Annotated in this window: 21 protein-coding genes; 17 read left to right on the forward strand and 4 right to left on the reverse strand. The window is 42.9% G+C overall.

What is annotated here, in order from left to right; genetic code table 11:
• The first annotated feature begins 5 nt into the window (after window positions 1–5).
• The 4 genes from MHH63_RS10590 to MHH63_RS10605 all read left to right on the forward strand — a co-directional run bounded on the left by MHH63_RS10590 (window position 6) and on the right by MHH63_RS10605 (window position 2632).
• On the forward strand, window positions 6–695 hold the full coding sequence (locus MHH63_RS10590) for a hypothetical protein (RefSeq protein ID WP_341164763.1): 690 nt from the start codon (window positions 6–8) through the stop codon (window positions 693–695).
• Between the two features lie 426 nt (window positions 696–1121).
• A complete protein-coding gene (locus tag MHH63_RS10595) occupies window positions 1122–1325 on the forward strand; it encodes a DUF5316 domain-containing protein (RefSeq protein WP_341171478.1) in 204 nt (67 codons plus the stop codon).
• 35 nt (window positions 1326–1360) lie between these two features.
• Entirely contained in the window at window positions 1361–1849 is a 489-nt protein-coding gene (locus tag MHH63_RS10600) for a cupin domain-containing protein (RefSeq protein ID WP_179086810.1), read from the forward strand.
• Window positions 1850–2632, forward strand: coding sequence for an MBL fold metallo-hydrolase (locus MHH63_RS10605; RefSeq protein ID WP_341171479.1), 783 nt, complete (start codon window positions 1850–1852; stop codon window positions 2630–2632).
• Window positions 2633–2737: 105 nt separating this feature from the next.
• Here MHH63_RS10605 and MHH63_RS10610 read toward each other — a convergent pair whose 3' ends face one another.
• From MHH63_RS10610 to lexA, 4 genes are all read right to left on the reverse strand, one after another.
• Entirely contained in the window at window positions 2738–3316 is a 579-nt protein-coding gene (locus MHH63_RS10610; protein WP_076279303.1) for a hypothetical protein, read from the reverse strand.
• Window positions 3317–3538: 222 nt separating this feature from the next.
• The gene (locus tag MHH63_RS10615) at window positions 3539–3919 is read right to left on the reverse strand and encodes a hypothetical protein (protein ID WP_139329870.1); all 381 of its coding nucleotides are present in this window, start codon (window positions 3917–3919) and stop codon (window positions 3539–3541) included.
• A 150-nt stretch (window positions 3920–4069) separates the two neighbouring features.
• Window positions 4070–4408: a L,D-transpeptidase gene (locus MHH63_RS10620; protein ID WP_076128407.1), complete on the reverse strand. Its 339-nt coding sequence runs from the start codon at window positions 4406–4408 to the stop codon at window positions 4070–4072.
• A gap of 178 nt (window positions 4409–4586) precedes the next feature.
• Entirely contained in the window at window positions 4587–5213 is a 627-nt protein-coding gene (lexA, locus tag MHH63_RS10625; RefSeq protein ID WP_036687720.1) for a transcriptional repressor LexA, read from the reverse strand.
• A 251-nt stretch (window positions 5214–5464) separates the two neighbouring features.
• Between lexA and MHH63_RS10630 the strand changes: the two genes are divergently transcribed.
• From MHH63_RS10630 to MHH63_RS10690, 13 genes are all read left to right on the forward strand, one after another.
• Window positions 5465–5878, forward strand: coding sequence for a LysM peptidoglycan-binding domain-containing protein (locus MHH63_RS10630; RefSeq protein WP_076128409.1), 414 nt, complete (start codon window positions 5465–5467; stop codon window positions 5876–5878).
• A gap of 109 nt (window positions 5879–5987) precedes the next feature.
• Window positions 5988–6197: a DUF896 domain-containing protein gene (locus MHH63_RS10635; RefSeq protein WP_036687717.1), complete on the forward strand. Its 210-nt coding sequence runs from the start codon at window positions 5988–5990 to the stop codon at window positions 6195–6197.
• Between the two features lie 49 nt (window positions 6198–6246).
• On the forward strand, window positions 6247–6768 hold the full coding sequence (locus tag MHH63_RS10640) for a hypothetical protein (protein WP_076128411.1): 522 nt from the start codon (window positions 6247–6249) through the stop codon (window positions 6766–6768).
• 34 nt (window positions 6769–6802) lie between these two features.
• Complete coding sequence (locus MHH63_RS10645) at window positions 6803–7588, forward strand: HAD family hydrolase (RefSeq protein ID WP_036687714.1); 786 nt, start codon at window positions 6803–6805, stop codon at window positions 7586–7588.
• A 262-nt stretch (window positions 7589–7850) separates the two neighbouring features.
• Window positions 7851–8276: a FixH family protein gene (locus MHH63_RS10650; protein WP_038571571.1), complete on the forward strand. Its 426-nt coding sequence runs from the start codon at window positions 7851–7853 to the stop codon at window positions 8274–8276.
• 179 nt (window positions 8277–8455) lie between these two features.
• On the forward strand, window positions 8456–11833 hold the full coding sequence (gene metH, locus MHH63_RS10655) for a methionine synthase (RefSeq protein WP_370511261.1): 3378 nt from the start codon (window positions 8456–8458) through the stop codon (window positions 11831–11833).
• Window positions 11834–11976: 143 nt separating this feature from the next.
• Window positions 11977–12915, forward strand: coding sequence for a ribonuclease Z (gene rnz / locus MHH63_RS10660; protein WP_341143171.1), 939 nt, complete (start codon window positions 11977–11979; stop codon window positions 12913–12915).
• A gap of 293 nt (window positions 12916–13208) precedes the next feature.
• Entirely contained in the window at window positions 13209–13997 is a 789-nt protein-coding gene (locus MHH63_RS10665; RefSeq protein ID WP_341171480.1) for a TIGR01457 family HAD-type hydrolase, read from the forward strand.
• Window positions 13998–14042: 45 nt separating this feature from the next.
• The gene (locus MHH63_RS10670; RefSeq protein WP_076309786.1) at window positions 14043–14858 is read left to right on the forward strand and encodes an Fpg/Nei family DNA glycosylase; all 816 of its coding nucleotides are present in this window, start codon (window positions 14043–14045) and stop codon (window positions 14856–14858) included.
• Entirely contained in the window at window positions 14848–15711 is an 864-nt protein-coding gene (locus MHH63_RS10675) for a deoxyribonuclease IV (protein ID WP_341171481.1), read from the forward strand. The genes MHH63_RS10670 and MHH63_RS10675 overlap by 11 nt, the downstream gene beginning before the upstream one ends.
• Window positions 15708–16052, forward strand: coding sequence for a cyclic-phosphate processing receiver domain-containing protein (locus MHH63_RS10680; RefSeq protein WP_076184432.1), 345 nt, complete (start codon window positions 15708–15710; stop codon window positions 16050–16052). The genes MHH63_RS10675 and MHH63_RS10680 overlap by 4 nt, the downstream gene beginning before the upstream one ends.
• Window positions 16049–16372: a thioredoxin family protein gene (locus MHH63_RS10685; protein WP_076184431.1), complete on the forward strand. Its 324-nt coding sequence runs from the start codon at window positions 16049–16051 to the stop codon at window positions 16370–16372. The genes MHH63_RS10680 and MHH63_RS10685 overlap by 4 nt, the downstream gene beginning before the upstream one ends.
• Window positions 16369–17154, forward strand: coding sequence for an ABC transporter ATP-binding protein (locus MHH63_RS10690; RefSeq protein ID WP_282579836.1), 786 nt, complete (start codon window positions 16369–16371; stop codon window positions 17152–17154). The genes MHH63_RS10685 and MHH63_RS10690 overlap by 4 nt, the downstream gene beginning before the upstream one ends.
• The last annotated feature ends 16 nt before the right edge of the window (window positions 17155–17170 follow it).

Genomic DNA, 17170 nt, shown 5'->3' on the forward strand with positions numbered 1-17170 from the left:
GCGTAATGAAAAAAATATTACTAACTACAGTTACTAGTATTCTTCTGTCTTCCTCAATTCTCGGTGCATGTAGTAACAATAAAACAACAGACGAGGCAAAACCTACAGCATCAAATGCAGCGACAATGCCAGTTGTTGAAGCTACAAGCACTCCTGAACCTTCTGCTACTCCTTCTATGGAGGTGCAGGAGTCCGCCAGTCCGGAGGCCACTGATCCTCTAGTATCCGATCGGCCAAAGACCAAAGCATTTGGTGAACAGGAGGGAGGGGTCTCAGGGCAAGAAGGTACACTTGAGCAAGGTGATGGATATTCCCTGTATGTTTTTCAGGATTTCACACTAGACTCACAGTCTGGTCGTTTATCATTAACTGAGGATCCAACCTATTATGCCGAAATTAAACACTTACCTGCCGATTACGATCTCACAGCTTTGAAGCAGCAGGGACAAACCGAGCTTTCTGCAATTGGCAAAGCCAACGACCATAGCGGGGAACTAATTGAACATCCTCTAGGTTTTGCTGAACTATATCTGCAGGCAACCGGTGATAAAGGGATAGAAGATTATATGGTCTGGAAGAATCAGGCGGGGGAAGCTTTTCTTTTTCGGATACACAATCCTAAGGGGGATTCGTCGAATAAGTTTGCACCTTGGGTGATGGTTTCACTGGCAACACTTGAACTTGAAAGGAATTAAGTGTGATCAGAGCCGAAGGAGTTGTGCGGAGTAGAAGGGGTGTGCCATAACCATAATCAAAAAAATGGTTGTTGGCACACTTCTTCTTCTTTTTGGTACCTTACTTCATTCGAACGCCAATTTTCGTTTGCTGAGGTTGCAAATTTCGCGTATGAGCCTGCTATAGGATCCAGCAGACCTTATACGAAGCTTTACCCCACATTTGGGATACTAAAGGACTCCATAGTCGCTATTAGCATTAAAAACACTCAATATGAGCCTCATCCTTAGGAATAACGTCACTGGAGTCCGAAACCATGCTTCAAAGGCTCAAAATTAGCAAATAGCGTCATCTGGGTCCGAAAGTCATGGCACGTAGTAGAGGGATTTAATGTTAAAATATCTTATATATAGATTACTAATTCTTTCCTGGGAAGGAGTAAGTTCATGCAAATTTTTATTTACATAGGATTGGGCTTCTTTATAATTTCAGGTATATGTGTTGGAGCCTTCACGACAGGTACACAACAAAGAGGTAACTCTTATTCGGAATCTAAGCAAGACCGTAAAGCTAAAAACAAAGTAGCGAATTGGTCCGCTTTAGGTGGTCTTATTTCATTAGCTGTAGCTGGGATTCTTTATTTGTTGTAAATGAACGCACAACATAAGGAGGAGTGTTGCAGATGGTGAAGATTTTTAATGAAAATACGGTCTCTTTTACACAAAAACAGTCCCCGATCCCAGAGTTTGCTTGGCATACGAGTGAAAGGTTAGCTGAAATGGTGGGCTCCAAGCATTTAGTTTTTGATATCAGATCTTTAGATCCTGATAAATATTCTTTTCCTTATCATTTTCATAGAAATGCTGAAGAAATATTTGTGATTTTAGCGGGAAAAGCGATGTTAAGAACACCCGAGGGTTTTACGGAGGTTACTGAAGGGGATGTAATATTTTTTGAAATGGGACCGGAAGGGGCGCACCAGCTTTATAATCATTCCGATGCACCATGCAGGTATCTGGATCTCCGAACGAATCAGGGAATAGATGTTTGCGAATATCCAGACTCAGGCAAAATCAACATTTTGCCCTATCAAGAAATCTATCAAGCAGATGAACAGGCGGATTATTGTAAGGGAGAAGAGCATGTAAGGGAAAAATGGAATGGGGGAGTGTAATTGATTAAAGATCGTTGGTTTACAGTAACTGAAATTGATCCGACCACCTATGCAATCAGTGAATATGGACATTGGGAAAAGGTGCATTCTTTTTTACTCTTGGGGCAAAAACAAGCCGCGTTAATTGATACGGGATTAGGTATTGATAATATAAAAAGAATAACGGACCAGTTAACGGATTTACCTATCGCTGTCATAACTACGCATGTGCATGCAGATCATATTGGCAGTCATGGGCAATTCGAGACAATCTATGTTCATAAAGCGGATGAGGATTGGCTGATTAACGGAATAAAAGGCTTGTCCCTTGCCCAGATTCGAACAGATATGAGCCGGGACATCACCCTTCCTGTTCCTGAAACCTTTGATCCTAACACCTACATACCTTTTCAAGGGAAACCAACAGCTCTTTTACAAGAAGGGGATGTGCTCGACATAGGCGGGCGCAAAATAGAAATTTACCACACACCAGGTCATTCGCCAGGTCATATCAGCCTTTTTGATCATGCCAACGGATATCTGTTTACAGGTGATTTATTGTATGACGTTACGCCAATCTATGCCTTTTACCCTTCGACTAGTCCGGTTGATTTAGTGGCATCCTTAGAAAAGATTACGGAAATTCCAGGAGTTACCCAAGTATTCGGTTCTCATAATACACTGGGTTTAGATCCATCTATTTTACAAGAGGTCAAAAAGGCAGTTCGTGAGTTACGTGAGCAAAAGGTAGTAGCACATGGTACGGGCATTCACCAGTTTGATGGGTTTAGTGTGCAACTTTAGATTTTTCTATGTCGAAAACAAATGAGGGTATGGCGATATGGTGTCTACATCAAAGGTTTTTGCGAAAAATAATTCACACATCTTATTGCGCAAAAAGCAACTTAATTATTCAGAGACGATTGACCTGAACAGTGCATGCAATTGCTGTACTTGGGAGAAAGCTTCCTTGTACTGGTTGTCGGATTGTCGAATAGGCAATAAACCCGGCAAGAAGGAGATACAATACACAGGCGTTTCTTTGCTGTTCATATATATTTTAAGCGTAAGCTCTTCAATCACATTAGCTTCTTCATCAGCTTCCTTAAGGACGTTAATATCTGCACTTGTTGCAGTAGTTTTGCTGTTTTGATGTCTTTTGGAGACTTTTGAAAGGGTGAGTGCGTTAACCACAATCTCGGATCCCATTACATTATCAAAAGAGTATAGCTTTGCTACTGCTTTTTTGTTACTCTTCGGATTTTTGGTACCGATTGCCAATTTTTTATTAGGCTCGTTAAGTGCGATCAAGTGAGATTGATTGGGGGGAATGAATGTTTTGGTGAAGCTGATGTTAAAAGATGAGGTCGCATTAACTAGCATAGAAATTTCAGATGAAGCAGATAGCGTTTTCAATTTTATAATGGCGGCACTTAGAATTAAAACAACTCCTAAAATAGCAAATAAGTACATCAAGATAATCAGCATATAATCACACCTCCTAGTTATCTCATTAGACTCAAATTGTTGCTTATTGAAAGATATGCCTGAATGATCTCCACTAGTATCTTTTAAAAGGGAAATTCGTGGAATTATAGGATCGACTTCACGATTAACCCAAAAAAAGCACCCAGAGAAACCTTCCGATTCTGCAAATGATGCAAAATTTGGGGTTGCTGCAAGAGTGCTTTTTAAGGTGATTATGTAAACCTATAGAAAATTGAAGGCAGTGATATGATCGGTATAAACAATCAGCTGTTTGTATTCGATCGGAGTCCCATAACTAGCATAAGGTCTTACAGTAACGTCATTGAGGACAACAAAGTTATAGCTGAAATTTTTATCAGGGTGTTCTGCTCCCAAATAAGATATGTATTCGTCTACAATTACATCATCCATCAAAGATTTTAAATCAAATACATCCTCTTTGTTGGAGACGGTTGGAGAGACGATTCCCTGAATGCTGCCAAAAGAGGTGAGCAAATTCACTTTTTTTCCACTAGCTTGTTCATCATTTAAAAGTAAACCGGACAGCTTACCCAGTGCATCGACTTTAAAATCGACGAGGGTTCTAATTTTTGAATTATTCAAACTAAACACATCCTTTTCAATTTGCAATCCTGTTAACAATATTCGACATATAATCACCAAACTCCTAGTATGCTAATGAAAAAATACTTACTTATGTAATGACCCCCATTTTTTAATGTGATTTGGGGGTTGCCGAGCCTCCATTCGAATTTAATTTCTTATCGTTACTCGTGTGCCTATAGGGACAATAGCAGCGAGTGCTAACACATCCTCGTTGTACATCCGGATGCAGCCGTGGGACACCTCTTTCCCAATGGAGGAAGGGTCATTGTTTCCATGAATTCCGTAGTGTGGTTTAGACAGTCCCATCCAAAACACACCGAAGGGACCCCCTGGGTCGGGTTGTTTGTTAATAATAGTGAATTCACCCACTGGGGATTGGGTTAACATCTTACCGATGCCGACAGGGAAACCTCTAATCACAATATCATTGTCCAGAAGATATAACATTCGTTGGGTCAGATCTACAATAATTCGGTAGTTGGGCATTATACGCAACACTCCTTTCTAATTAGGATATGAGCAGAACGCCTAAAGGGTTATTCATAGAAAATGGCCATTTTAGCCATTGGGAACAAATGTTCGTAAGTGGTTGGAAAAGCAAAAAAACGTAGAAAAAAGGCTGTTCCGCATATGCGGACCAGCCTTTTATGTTAGAAGTGCATACTTAGTGGATATCTCGAAACAATCCGATGACTCTTCCGAGAATAGTTACGCGATTAAGGCGAAGCGGCTCATAAGCTGGATTCTCCGGCTGAAGCCGTATATGATCACGTTCCTTGTAAAAGGTCTTAACGGTTGCTTCATCTTCTTCGGTCATGGCTACAACGATATCTCCGTTGTCCGCTGTTTGTTGTTGGCGAACAATCACATAGTCACCATTCATAATGCCTGCGTCCACCATACTATCACCCATGACAGACAGCATAAATACTTTGTTGTCACCTACATAGTGAGTAGGAAGTGGGAAGTAGTCTTCGATATTCTCTGTAGCAGTGATAGGTACCCCGGCGGTAACTTTACCTACGACAGGAATCCGTGAGATGGTCTGCGCGAATTGGTGAACATTCTCTGAATCCTCTTGGCCTAGTAATTCTATTGCACGTGGCTTCGTTGGATCTCGACGAATAAGTCCCTTCTTCTCAAGCCGGTCCAAATGACCGTGAACTGTGGAGCTGGAAGCAAGGCCAACAGCTTCTCCAATTTCCCGGACGGAAGGTGGATAACCCTTGCTGCGGACTTCGCTTCGTATAAATTCCAGGATCGCCAGCTGGCGACTTGAAATCTTTGACATTGGAATCAACCCCATATAGTAATGTTTGGGAAAATTATAACATAGAACTACCGTTCGCACAAACATAAGTTCTAACTATTATAAATATTAATCTGCTAGAGTTAAAAAATGGTAGACAAATGATAATAAAATGAACCGCTTGAGTCTCTCGAAAAAAAGAGAACAATTGTTCTGAAATAGTATTGAACAAAACACATGTTCGTGTTATTATAAATTCGAAAGTAAGAACAAGTGTTTGGAGGATGATGATTATGCTAAAATACAGTACATACCGCAGCATCTACGATAAGGCCCCAGTGGTTGAATCTATAGGACATAATGACGTTGCCCGTAATTCCGCTAAGGTGAAAGAGATAACGGAACGTTTGCTTGGAGGGATGATTTCGTTGTTCCGTCAAGATTTCTTTATTAAGTTAATATTGATTTTCGTGCTAGTATTATCTGGCCTAACAGTAGTGGGAAATGTATTTGCAGGATCGACGACTATAATGAAGGAAGAGAAGCGGATTGTGGTTGAACGTGGAGATACACTATGGAGTATTGCCCTTAAGAATAAACCAGCTGATATGAAGACAGTTGTTTATATAGAAGGAATTAAACGTTCAAGTGGGATTAAGAGTAGTCAAATTAACGCTGGAGACATACTTACTTTACCTATTTATTAATTTTCTGAGAACATAATAGAATGACCAGTAGAGCTTGCAGGGAGTAGACCTTGACAAGCTCTTTTTCTCATGGCAGAGTTAGAATTAATTTATAGGGGGAGGGAAAGTATTGAATATTGATGAGTTGGTCGCGCGAATTAACGAATTGGCACGCAAACAGAAGAGCGTAGGCCTTAATCAAGAGGAAGTGGCGGAACGCGCCAAGCTTCGTGAAATTTACCTGGGGAATATCCGCAATAACTTCCGAGCACAATTAAATACTATTGAAGTGGTAGATAACGATGAGCATGAACAAGGTAACAAGGGGCTTAAACATTAGCTCGCTGTTCCTTTTCATAGATATTTCAGGATGACTAGGGGGAACGCACATGGCCCGTTCTTGGGAAAGAATGGTTCAACGCAACACACAGCAAATCAACAAGCAAAGAAAGAAGCAAGGCAAGGATACGATTTATGCCTCTAAATCTCCTACCCAGAATGCCGAAGTCTTTAAAGGTCGCAACATTGCATTTCCGGTAGTGTTAGTGATACTTGGCACTATGTTTTGGGTAGTTGGTTCTATTGATCAGGCCAAAGGTAATGGCATGCTGGCTAATTGGCTGGGAGTAGTACTGTACTATTTGCTGGCAGCGCTATTGTTCTTCCGTCGTCCGTACTTGAAGGTGGAAAAAGCAAGACTGTCCACTATTAAATTCAATCGCGAACGCGGACTTCCAGCTGCAGATATTGAGAAAATCACCCTTTCGCGTGGAGCTGTAGTCATTAAGCATAAAGGGAAACGTACGAAATGGATTTTCACAAAACTTATGAATCGCTATGATACTAATGCGATGAGTACACGATTAGAAGCATTTGCTAAAGCTCACAACATTGAAGTAGTTCACGAATAGAACTAGACCAGTTAAAGGGAGAGGGAGACCTGTAATGCCAATTTCTGCTGTACTATTTGACCTTGATGATACATTGCTGTGGGATGATCGGAGCGTCGAAGAAGCATTTCGTTCTGCTTGTGAAGCCGCCGGGGATACGATCGATCCACAAGAACTAGAAGTTGCAGTTCGTAAGGAAGCAAGTAGCTTATATGAATCTTATGAGACGTTCCCATTTACAAAGATGATCGGAATTAATCCATATGAAGCACTCTGGGCTAACTTTACGGCAGGTGAACAGCCAGAATTCCGTCAATTGGAGCAGCTTGCACCGGTATATCGTAAAGAGTCTTGGCGTCGCGGACTTGCAGCGTTAGGGGTGGAAGACGAAGCACTAGCTGAGACCTTGGCAACTAAATTCGCAGCAGAGCGCAGAAAACGTCCATACATCTATGAAGAAACAATGCATGTACTGGAGCAGTTACGGGGTCAAGTGAAGCTTCTGCTACTTACGAACGGCTGTCCTGCACTGCAACAAGAGAAACTAGATGGTGTGCCCGAGTTAATTCCTTTCTTTGATCATATTGTGATTTCCGGAAGCTTTGGTAAAGGCAAACCGGATAAGGAAATTTTCCTGCATGCTTTAGAGCTTCTTGATGTAACGCCTGAGCAAGCGGTTATGGTCGGCGATAAGCTGACAACGGATATCCGTGGGGGGCTGGCAGCAGGGTTGACCACGGTCTGGATTAATAGAAAAGGTAGAGCACCTAGTCTTGATATTCATCCGGATCATGAAATCAATCACCTTGAGGAACTTCTTCCACTAGTTCAATCCTTGTAAGATATACAGAGCTATTAGCTCCAACATAAAGACTTTATAAAAGCAGCGAGTTTCTGAGATCCTAAGAAACTCGCTGCTTTTCTGTACATACATACTAACATAAGGATTTCATTAGATTTTTAAGTAAATGATTTAAGTCACAAGACTAATGCGGAATTGATGCAAAATACTGAAAAACCAATAATAATGTGTATAATAGATGGAGATGTATAACATGAATTGGTAGATTTTTATTATTCGATAATGATTGGGAGGGCTCCGAATGATGAGATCGAAGAAATTAGTCGCTGTATTATTAGGTGCAACACTTCTAGTACTAGGTGGATGTTCTTCAAATGGAACCAAGCATTCAGAAATACATAACATGAATATGAACATGTCTATGGAACCTATCAAAGTCGAACTACAATGGAGTCCTGAAGAAGTTGTTGTAAATCAAAAGGTAACCTTTGAAGCTGTGGTGACCCAAGATAACGAGGCAGTAGATGATGCAAAAGAGGTTCTGTTCGAAATTGTGAATAAAAATGATGAGGGACAGAAAATAGAGCTTAAGGGAAAGCTAATTGGTAAAGGAGTCTATCAAGCAGAAGGGACCCTTGAAAAGGAAGGACAATATAATGTCACTTCACATGTGACAGCCCGGACACAGCACTCTATGCCTAGCAAAGAGCTGTCTGTGAAACCATGATTCAAAGGTTCGCAACGCTTACTGAGCAATAACAGATAAAGCAGAGTGGAAAGGAAGGCTTTTCGAAATTCCTTTATTCTGCTAAACTTACTCTAATGTTTTACTGGGGGGGCTATTAGTTGGCTAAATATACACTTGAGGAAAGCTTACAACAAAGGATTTTGATCCTTGATGGCGCAATGGGCACGATGATCCAACAGGTGCCTCTTACTGGAGAAGATTTTGGAGGCGATGAGCTGGACGGCTGTAATGAAATGCTGGTATTAACACGTCCAGAAGTCATTCAGACGATTCATGAGCAGTACCTCGAAGCAGGGGCTGATCTCATTGAGACTAACACATTTGGTGCAACCTCTGTTGTGCTAGCTGAATATGATATTCCTCAGCGGGCACGTGAGATCAATCTAGCGGCAGCAGAGTTGGCTCGCAGAGCAGTAGACAAATATGACACACCTGACCGTCCGCGATACGTCGTGGGGGCTATGGGTCCAACAACAAAAACGCTCTCAGTAACTGGAGGCGTTACTTTCCAAGAGTTAGTTGATAGCTATGAGGAACAAGCAGTGGCATTGATCGACGGTAAAGTAGATGTTTTGCTGCTGGAGACCTCTCAAGATACACTTAACGTTAAAGCTGGAAGTATTGGTATTCGTAATGCTTTTGAAAAGACTGGCATCACATTGCCGGTTATGATTTCAGGAACAATTGAACCAATGGGTACTACATTGGCGGGTCAGAATATTGAAGCATTTTATATCTCATTAGAACATCTGAAGCCTATCTCTATGGGCCTCAACTGTGCGACTGGTCCTGAGTTCATGCGGGATCACATTCGTTCGCTTTCGGAGATCTCCTCCGCAGCCGTGAGCTGTTATCCAAACGCAGGATTGCCGGATGAGAACGGACATTATCATGAATCTCCAGATTCTTTAGCTCGCAAGATTGCAGCCTTTGCCGAAAAAGGGTGGCTGAACATTGCGGGGGGTTGCTGTGGAACGACCCCAGAGCATATCCGTGCGATGAAGGAAGCACTTTCTGAATATCCTCCACGCCCGCTGACAGGTAATCATCCACCTGCACTTTCAGGCATTGAGCCTATCTATATTGAGAACGACAACCGCCCATACATGGTTGGTGAACGTACGAATGTACTTGGCTCTCGTAAATTTAAACGTCTTATCGTCGAAGGTAAATATGAGGAAGCCTCAGAAATTGCCCGTGCTCAGGTGAAGAGTGGGGCACAGGTTATTGACGTGTGTGTACAAGACCCTGACCGTGATGAGATTGAAGATATTAAGCTTTTCTTAGAACTGGTTGTGAAAAAGGTTAAAGTACCCCTGATGATCGATACTACCGATCCTAAGGTTATCGATTTGGCTTTGCAGTACTGTCAAGGTAAGGCGATAATTAACTCCATTAACCTTGAAGATGGTGAAGAAAAATTCGAGCTGGTGACGCCGATCATTCATAAATATGGTGCAGCTATTGTTGTGGGTACCATCGATGAGACGGGACAAGCCATTAAGGCGACAGATAAACTGGAAGTGGCTAAACGCTCCTATGACTTGCTAGTGAATAAGTACGGTTTAGCAGGAGAAGATCTTATTTTTGACACATTGGTGTTCCCTGTAGGAACCGGAGATGAACAATATATCGGTTCAGCAAAAGAAACGATTGACGGCATTCGTTTGATCAAGGAAGCACTTCCAGGTGTTCATACGATCTTGGGCATCAGCAACGTCTCCTTTGGATTGCCGGAAGCGGGACGTGAAGTGTTGAACTCAGTATTCCTTTATGAATGTACAAAAGCTGGGTTGGATTATGCGATCGTAAATACAGAGAAAGTGGAGCGGTATGCTTCCATTCCTGCCGAAGAACGTCATCTTGCTGAGGAACTGATTTATAATACGAATGATGAGACGCTTTCTGCTTTTGTAGCTGCTTTCCGTGGTAAAAAAGTAGAGAAAAAAGAGAAGATTTCCAACCTGTCACTTGAAGAGCGTTTAGCCTCCTATGTGGTTGAAGGTACGAAGGAAGGACTCATTCCTGACCTTAATGAAGCATTGACTAAATCTGGTCCGCTGGAGATCATCAATGGACCGCTGATGGCAGGGATGTCGGAAGTCGGCCGGTTATTTAATAATAATGAATTGATTGTTGCTGAGGTGCTGCAAAGCGCTGAGGTGATGAAGGCATCTGTCAATCATCTAGAGCAGTTTATGCAGAAGGATGAGACAGCGGTTAAAGGGAAAATTATGCTGGCAACCGTAAAAGGGGACGTGCATGATATTGGTAAGAATCTAGTGGAGATCATCCTCTCTAATAATGGTTATCAGATCATTAATTTGGGTATAAAAGTACCACCAGAGACCATTATCGAAGCCTTCCGTCGAGAAAAAGCTGATGCGATAGGATTGTCCGGGCTGCTTGTGAAATCTGCTCAGCAGATGGTCCTCACCGCTCAGGATTTACGTACAGCAGGTATCGATGTTCCGATTATGGTTGGCGGCGCAGCTTTGACCCGTAAATTTACGAAGACCCGTATTCGTCCAGAATATGACGGTCTAGTATTGTATGCTAAGGACGCTATGGACGGGCTGGATATTGCCAATCGGCTTATGAACCCTGAAGAACGGGAGAAGATTGCCGAGGAAATTCGTGTGGAGGCAGAAGCAGCGGTTGCGGTGGCGCCTAAGCAAGAACTGCCGAAACTAACCAGAGCAGTGCGTTCCAAAATATCTCCAGATGCACCTGTATTTGTTCCACCGGATTTAGAACGCCACGTACTGCGTAACTATCCATTGGGGCATATTATCCCCTATGTGAATATGCAAATGCTGCTGGGTCATCATTTGGGGTTACGGGGTTCTGTAGAAGCCCAATTAGCTGCTGGAGATCAGCGGACTGTTGAACTGAAGGGTACCGTAGACGATATTCTCCATCAAGCAATGCTAGAGGGTACCATTACTCCACATGCTATGTATCAATTCTTCCCTGCACAATCGCAAGGGAATGATATTATAGTGTATAATCCACAGAATACGTCCGAGATCCTGCATACCTTTACTTTCCCGAGACAAGGGGTAGAGCCTCATCTGTGCTTGGCGGACTTTTTGAAACCTGTTGACAGTGGTATTATGGACTATGTTGGATTCCTAGTTGTAACAGCAGGTCACGGTGTACGTGAATTGTCTACTCAGCTGAAAGAAAGCGGAGATTATCTGCGTTCACACGCCTTGCAGTCGGTTGCACTTGAAGTGGCAGAAGGACTGGCGGAACGCGTCCATCATATGATGCGCGATACTTGGGGTTTCCCGGATCCGGCGGATATGACGATGAAGCAAAGACATGGGGCAAGATACCAAGGAATCCGTGTTTCATTTGGTTATCCTGCATGCCCGGATTTAGAAGATCAAGGTCCACTGTTTAAGTTGTTATCTCCGGAGGATATCGGTGTTCACCTTACAGAAGGCTTTATGATGGAGCCCGAAGCTTCCGTTTCGGCTATGGTATTTGCCCATCCAGAAGCGCAGTATTTTAATGTAGAGAAGCTGTAATTCTTTCATTTATATACCTGGTCTGTAGGGGATTGTATCCCTTTCAGCGGAACCTCCCGTAACTGGGGGGTTTTTTGCTGGAAGAAGGTCGTTTAGAATTGAAAAGAGATGGTTGAGCCAATAAGCAGAAGGGAGGAAAAAGAATGGATTTATATTTTTTAGGTACTAATGCAGGTGTGCCAACGCTACAACGCAATGTAACGTCCGTTACATTAAGACTGCTGGAAGAACGTCGCAGTATTTGGATGTTCGATTGTGGGGAAGGTACACAACATCAGGTTCTTCGTTCACCGATTCGGCTAGGAAAGCTGGAAAAACTATTCATTACCCACTTGCATGGTGATCACCTATTTGGTCTTCCAGGTCTATTATCAAGTCGTGGTTATCAGGGAGGGACAGCGCCGTTAACGGTGTACGGACCCCCTGGATTAAAAGCTTACTTAGAGATCTCCTTAGCTGTGAGCCAATCCCGAATTCCTTATAAGATTGAGATTGTAGAGCATACAGGAGGAATTATATTCGAGGATGATAGCTTTAAAGTTGAGGCTGCATTACTTGAGCACCGGATTGACAGCTATGGCTACCGGGTAACGGAAAAGGATAGTCCCGGAAGCCTCAATACGGAATTGCTTAAGAGTTATGGTTTAAAACCGGGACCGATTTATGGGAAATTAAAAAAAGGTGAAGATGTTGTTACGGATGAAGGTGTACGAATCTGTGCTGTTGATGTTGTCAGGGAACCCAAACGAGGACGTATTGTTACTATCCTTGGAGATACAAGACCTTGTTCGGGAGCCTTAGAACTCTCTCTTAATGCAGACCTTATCGTTCATGAAGCAACCTTCGCCCATGATCTGGCTGACATGGCGTATCAATATCATCATAGTACAGCCCGTCAGGCTGCAGAGTTAGCAAAAGAAGCCAAAGCAGGACAGCTGTTGCTGACTCATTTCAGTTCTCGTTACAGCTCGCATGAAGAGTTAATTCCTTTGCTTGAGGAGGCTGGACTCCTATTCCCAGAGACATTATTAGCTGAGGAATTTAATGCATATCCGGTACCTCGCAGACTAAATGGGCAATAGGGGGAATGATTATTTTCCGGGAAAGCGCAGGAAATGACAGTGCTATGCTAAAAAATGCTGGATGGGACGGTTGTTCGATTTCATTCGACGAAGTGTGTTAGATTTAAAGTAATCACGGAGTAAAAGACGAACGAATGGCTGGACATATTGCCGAAAATCAGTAGGTGATATCTTCCACCTAAAGGGATTGAGTTTTTCTGTAAATCCAAGCAGGGCAAAGGCTACGAGTTTGTTAATACTATTATTTATTTATTATATTAATTAAATTTATTGTGGAAACTGAGGGGTTAGTGATGGAACAAATTGAAGGATTATTGATTGATCTAGATGGTACATTGTACCATGGGCATAAAATGATTCCCGGTGCTGATCTGCTGATAAAAGCTCTTCGTGAAGCGGATATCCCTTTTTTATTTGTTACTAATAACTCATCGCGTACGGCAGCTAACGTTGCTGCCCACTTAAGTGGAATGGGAATTGAGGCGAAACCTGAGGAGGTATGTACCTCTTCTATGGCAGCCGCACGTTACATAGCTGAGGAATCACCTGGGGCTACAGTGGCGATACTTGGAGAAGAGGGACTGCGTATGGCTTGCGTTGAGGCAGGGCTCCAAATCGTCACAGAATCCCCTGATTATGTGGTGCAAGGTATCGATCGTTCTTTTAATTATGCTTCGTTAGCTCAAGCTTCGCGTTGGATTTTGAGCGGGGCAAAGTTTGTGCTCACCAATCCAGATTTAATGTTACCATCAGATGATGGGGTTATGCCGGGTGCGGGTACGATTGGTGCAGCAATTGAGGCTGCCAGTGGAGTGAAGCCAGTAGTGATCGGTAAACCTGAATCCCACCTGATCAAATATGCGACAGATCTTCTGAACATTCAACCTGAACATGCTGCTGTTGTTGGGGATAATATGCGTACGGATATCGCTGCCGGTGTTAATGCGGGCTGTCGTACAATCCTTGTTCTTACCGGTTTAACCACTACAGAGAACCTGGAGCACTATAAAAGCATCACAGGGATCACTCCCGATGAAATATGTGCCGATTTAGCTGAACTTAAAATGTTTCTCGGTGTATAATAGCTAGGGTCTTATTACTTCACCAACTTAGAGGGGACGATGAGTATGCCAGAATTGCCGGAAATGGAGAATTATAGACAGCTGCTTAGCCAGCGTATTATAAATGTTCCGATAACTAATGTAATTGTGAACAGAGAAAAAACAATTAACATGGAAACAGAAGCTTTCATTAATGCCTTGATCGGTGCGCGTGTTGTTTTTGTAGAGCGGCGTGCCAAGTACATTTTGTTTCATCTCCATGATGGACGAAGATTACTATTACATTTAATGCTGGGTGGATTGCTTTTTTATGGTTCAGAAGAAGAGCGGCCGGATCGTAATACGCAAGTAGAAATCGCATTTGGTGATCAGATCCTTTATTTTATGGGCCTGCGGTTAGGGTTCTTACATTTAGTATCCGTGAAGGAAAGCGAAGCAACGATGGGTAAGCTTGGACCTGAGCTGCTGGATCGACGGATGACGCCGGAACGTTTTGCAGGAATATTAAAAGGGCGGCGTGGTGCGTTAAAAAGTCTGTTAGTGAATCAGCATGTAATGGCGGGTATTGGAAATTGTTATGCGGATGAGATTGCTTTTGACGCAGGGCTTCTGCCTTCAGTTTTAGTACAAAATTTATCACCTGAAGCCATTTCCCGCCTGTATCAAAGCATTCAAAAAGTATTGACTGATGCGACAGAGATTGGCGGATACATGGAAATGCCATTTATGACCGGTGATACGGTTACGGGCTCTTATAATGATCAATGTAAAGTCTATGACCGTGAGGGCGAACCCTGCCTACGCGATGGGGGAACGATTATCAAAACAGAGCTGTCTGGACGCAAAGTATTTTTTTGCCCAGACTGTCAGCATGAAGCCTAAACCCAAAATAGGGGCTCATGTCAGCATTCGTGGTGGATATGGGAGAGCTGCCCGATTTGCTTGGGAGAGCGGTGCAACAAGTTTTCAATATTTTCCGAAAAATCCGCGCAGTCTGAAGTTAAAGACGGTTGATATTCGAGATACAAGGGATTGTGCACTCTTTTGCCAAGAAAAAGGGATCACCTCTATCGCCCACACCCCTTATGCAATCAATATGGCTGCGAATAGGGATGACGCTACCCCTCGAAAGGTGTATGTAGACTCCCTACTTAATGATCTGGAAATTGCTGAAGCCTGCGGTTCCTTAGGCATTGTTGTTCATTTTGGACATTTTGCTGGAATGGAGTCGTTACAAGGCTATCAAAATATTATACAATGTATGAATGAGACGCTGGAGTCCTGGGAAGGTAACGCCAAGCTGCTAATCGAGAATCAAGCGGGCAACCATGGTACCGAAGGGATTACACTTGAAGAATTGGTGAAGGTTCGTGAGCTTAGCCAGTTTCCCGAGAAGATTGGATTTTGTCTGGATACCTGTCATGCTTTTGCGGCGGGAATTTGGAATCCTGAGCATACGGAAGACTTGCTTGAACGAGGAAACCAGCTTGGATTTTGGCCGCATCTTGTAGCTGTTCATCTAAATGATTCTAAGTTTCCCTTTGATTCGAGACGGGACCGGCATGCTGGAATAGGAAAAGGTTATATCGGCGAAGAGGGTCTTAAGCGCTTAATAACTTCTGATCCATTACGTAAAAAATCTGTTGTTTTGGAAACTGAAAAGGGTTCAGATGGCAGTCATCGGAATGAAATAGCTACTGTTCGCAGTTGGTTTGAAGCGGGGGCTAGAAAGTGACTCATATCTATATGGACGATCTCCGTAAAGGTCCGCTTGGATTTGCTTTAGCCAGGACAACAGAAGAATGTCTTCTGATGCTGCGTGAGTGTGAGGTTGGTATTTTATCGTTAGATTATGATATGGGACCGGATGATTATTCTGGTGGGGAAGTGGCTAGACGGATTGTTCTGGAAGGACTGTACCCCCGTGAAATCTATCTACACACCTCCAGTGTTTTAGGGAGAAAAGAAATGTATGAAATCTTATACGCGGCTAAACCTGAGGGGATGATCTTGTTTAATGGTCCCCTAAGTTCTGATAAGCTTTATGATATCGCTGGGGAGACGGGGCTGAAATGAAGGAAATGAATGAAGCGGATTTACTGGAGATACTCACGAGACCTGGAGAACCGCTGGTAGTATTTTTGCATACTCCGCTGTGTGGTACCTGTAAGGCTACAGAACGCATGTTGGAAGTAGCGGCACATCTATTGCCTGCTGAACTCCAAATGGTTGCCGGAAATGTGAACATGTTGCCTAATCTGGTCCAAAAATACCGTATTACCAGTGTCCCTGCTCTACTTGTGGCTTCTGCTGACCGGATAGAGAATCCGCATATTTATTATTCAATGGTTTCAGTTGAGCGGATTCTGGAATACATAAGGAGTGTTATATCATGATCATTTCATTACAACATTTATCTCTGCGCAGAGAAGAAAGCCTAATCTTGGACGATGTATCGTTAGAAGTGAAGGAAGGCGAAAACTGGGTCATTTTGGGACGAAATGGTTCGGGCAAAACAACAATTTTGGAGATTATGACAGGTTATTTATTCCCTAGCAAAGGAACTGTTGAGGTATTGGGGAATAAATATGGTCAATGTGATTTACGCGAGGTTCGTAAAGAGATTGGTTATATTGGTCCTTCCTTAATGGAGAAAATGTCTTTAAATGATCCGGTGTGGGAGGTTGTAGCTACAGGAGCTTACGCTTATTTGCGTTTCTACGAGAGCATTCCACACGAAGTGAAGGAGAAGGCAATCCGCTTGCTAGAGGATATGAATCTGGGCAATATGGCACTTCATCCTTTTGGAACCTTGTCACAGGGAGAGCGAAAAAAAGCAATGCTGGCAAGATGTCTTATGGCTGACCCCAAACTACTGATTATGGACGAGCCTTGTGCAGGTCTTGATCTGTACGAAAGAGAAAAAATGCTGGCTGAAGTAGACAAGCTGAGACAACGTAATGTCTCCGTTGTATATGTAACTCATCATGTGGAAGAAATTGTCCCGCTTTTTACACATGTTGCTTTAATTCGCGACGGTAAGCTAGCTGGTTCCGGACCGAAAGAAGAAGTATTAACCAAAGAAATGATCTTGGCCACCTATGATATTCCTGTTGATGTAGAATGGGATAGCGGTCGTCCCTGGATTAAAATTAGACCTGGAGGCAAAACGATTTGAACGAATTAAGACATGA

The sequence above is a fragment of the Paenibacillus sp. FSL H3-0310 genome (genome assembly GCF_038002785.1).
GTDB lineage: Bacteria > Bacillota > Bacilli > Paenibacillales > Paenibacillaceae > Paenibacillus_AQ > Paenibacillus_AQ odorifer.

Bases quoted from the DNA above. Each gene is read 5' to 3' on its own strand.
- MHH63_RS10590 (WP_341164763.1), top strand. From the start codon at position 6: ATGAAAAAAATATTACTAACTACAGTTACTAGTATTCTTCTGTCTTCC.
- MHH63_RS10595 (WP_341171478.1), top strand. From the start codon at position 1,122: ATGCAAATTTTTATTTACATAGGATTGGGCTTCTTTATAATTTCAGGT.
- MHH63_RS10610 (WP_076279303.1), bottom strand. From the start codon at position 3,316: ATGCTGATTATCTTGATGTACTTATTTGCTATTTTAGGAGTTGTTTTA.
- MHH63_RS10620 (WP_076128407.1), bottom strand. From the start codon at position 4,408: ATGCCCAACTACCGAATTATTGTAGATCTGACCCAACGAATGTTATAT.
- lexA (WP_036687720.1), bottom strand. From the start codon at position 5,213: ATGTCAAAGATTTCAAGTCGCCAGCTGGCGATCCTGGAATTTATACGA.
- MHH63_RS10630 (WP_076128409.1), top strand. From the start codon at position 5,465: ATGCTAAAATACAGTACATACCGCAGCATCTACGATAAGGCCCCAGTG.
- MHH63_RS10640 (WP_076128411.1), top strand. From the start codon at position 6,247: ATGGCCCGTTCTTGGGAAAGAATGGTTCAACGCAACACACAGCAAATC.
- MHH63_RS10645 (WP_036687714.1), top strand. From the start codon at position 6,803: ATGCCAATTTCTGCTGTACTATTTGACCTTGATGATACATTGCTGTGG.
- MHH63_RS10650 (WP_038571571.1), top strand. From the start codon at position 7,851: ATGATGAGATCGAAGAAATTAGTCGCTGTATTATTAGGTGCAACACTT.
- metH (WP_370511261.1), top strand. From the start codon at position 8,456: ATGGGCACGATGATCCAACAGGTGCCTCTTACTGGAGAAGATTTTGGA.
- rnz (WP_341143171.1), top strand. From the start codon at position 11,977: ATGGATTTATATTTTTTAGGTACTAATGCAGGTGTGCCAACGCTACAA.
- MHH63_RS10665 (WP_341171480.1), top strand. From the start codon at position 13,209: ATGGAACAAATTGAAGGATTATTGATTGATCTAGATGGTACATTGTAC.
- MHH63_RS10670 (WP_076309786.1), top strand. From the start codon at position 14,043: ATGCCAGAATTGCCGGAAATGGAGAATTATAGACAGCTGCTTAGCCAG.
- MHH63_RS10675 (WP_341171481.1), top strand. From the start codon at position 14,848: ATGAAGCCTAAACCCAAAATAGGGGCTCATGTCAGCATTCGTGGTGGA.
- MHH63_RS10685 (WP_076184431.1), top strand. From the start codon at position 16,049: ATGAAGGAAATGAATGAAGCGGATTTACTGGAGATACTCACGAGACCT.
- MHH63_RS10690 (WP_282579836.1), top strand. From the start codon at position 16,369: ATGATCATTTCATTACAACATTTATCTCTGCGCAGAGAAGAAAGCCTA.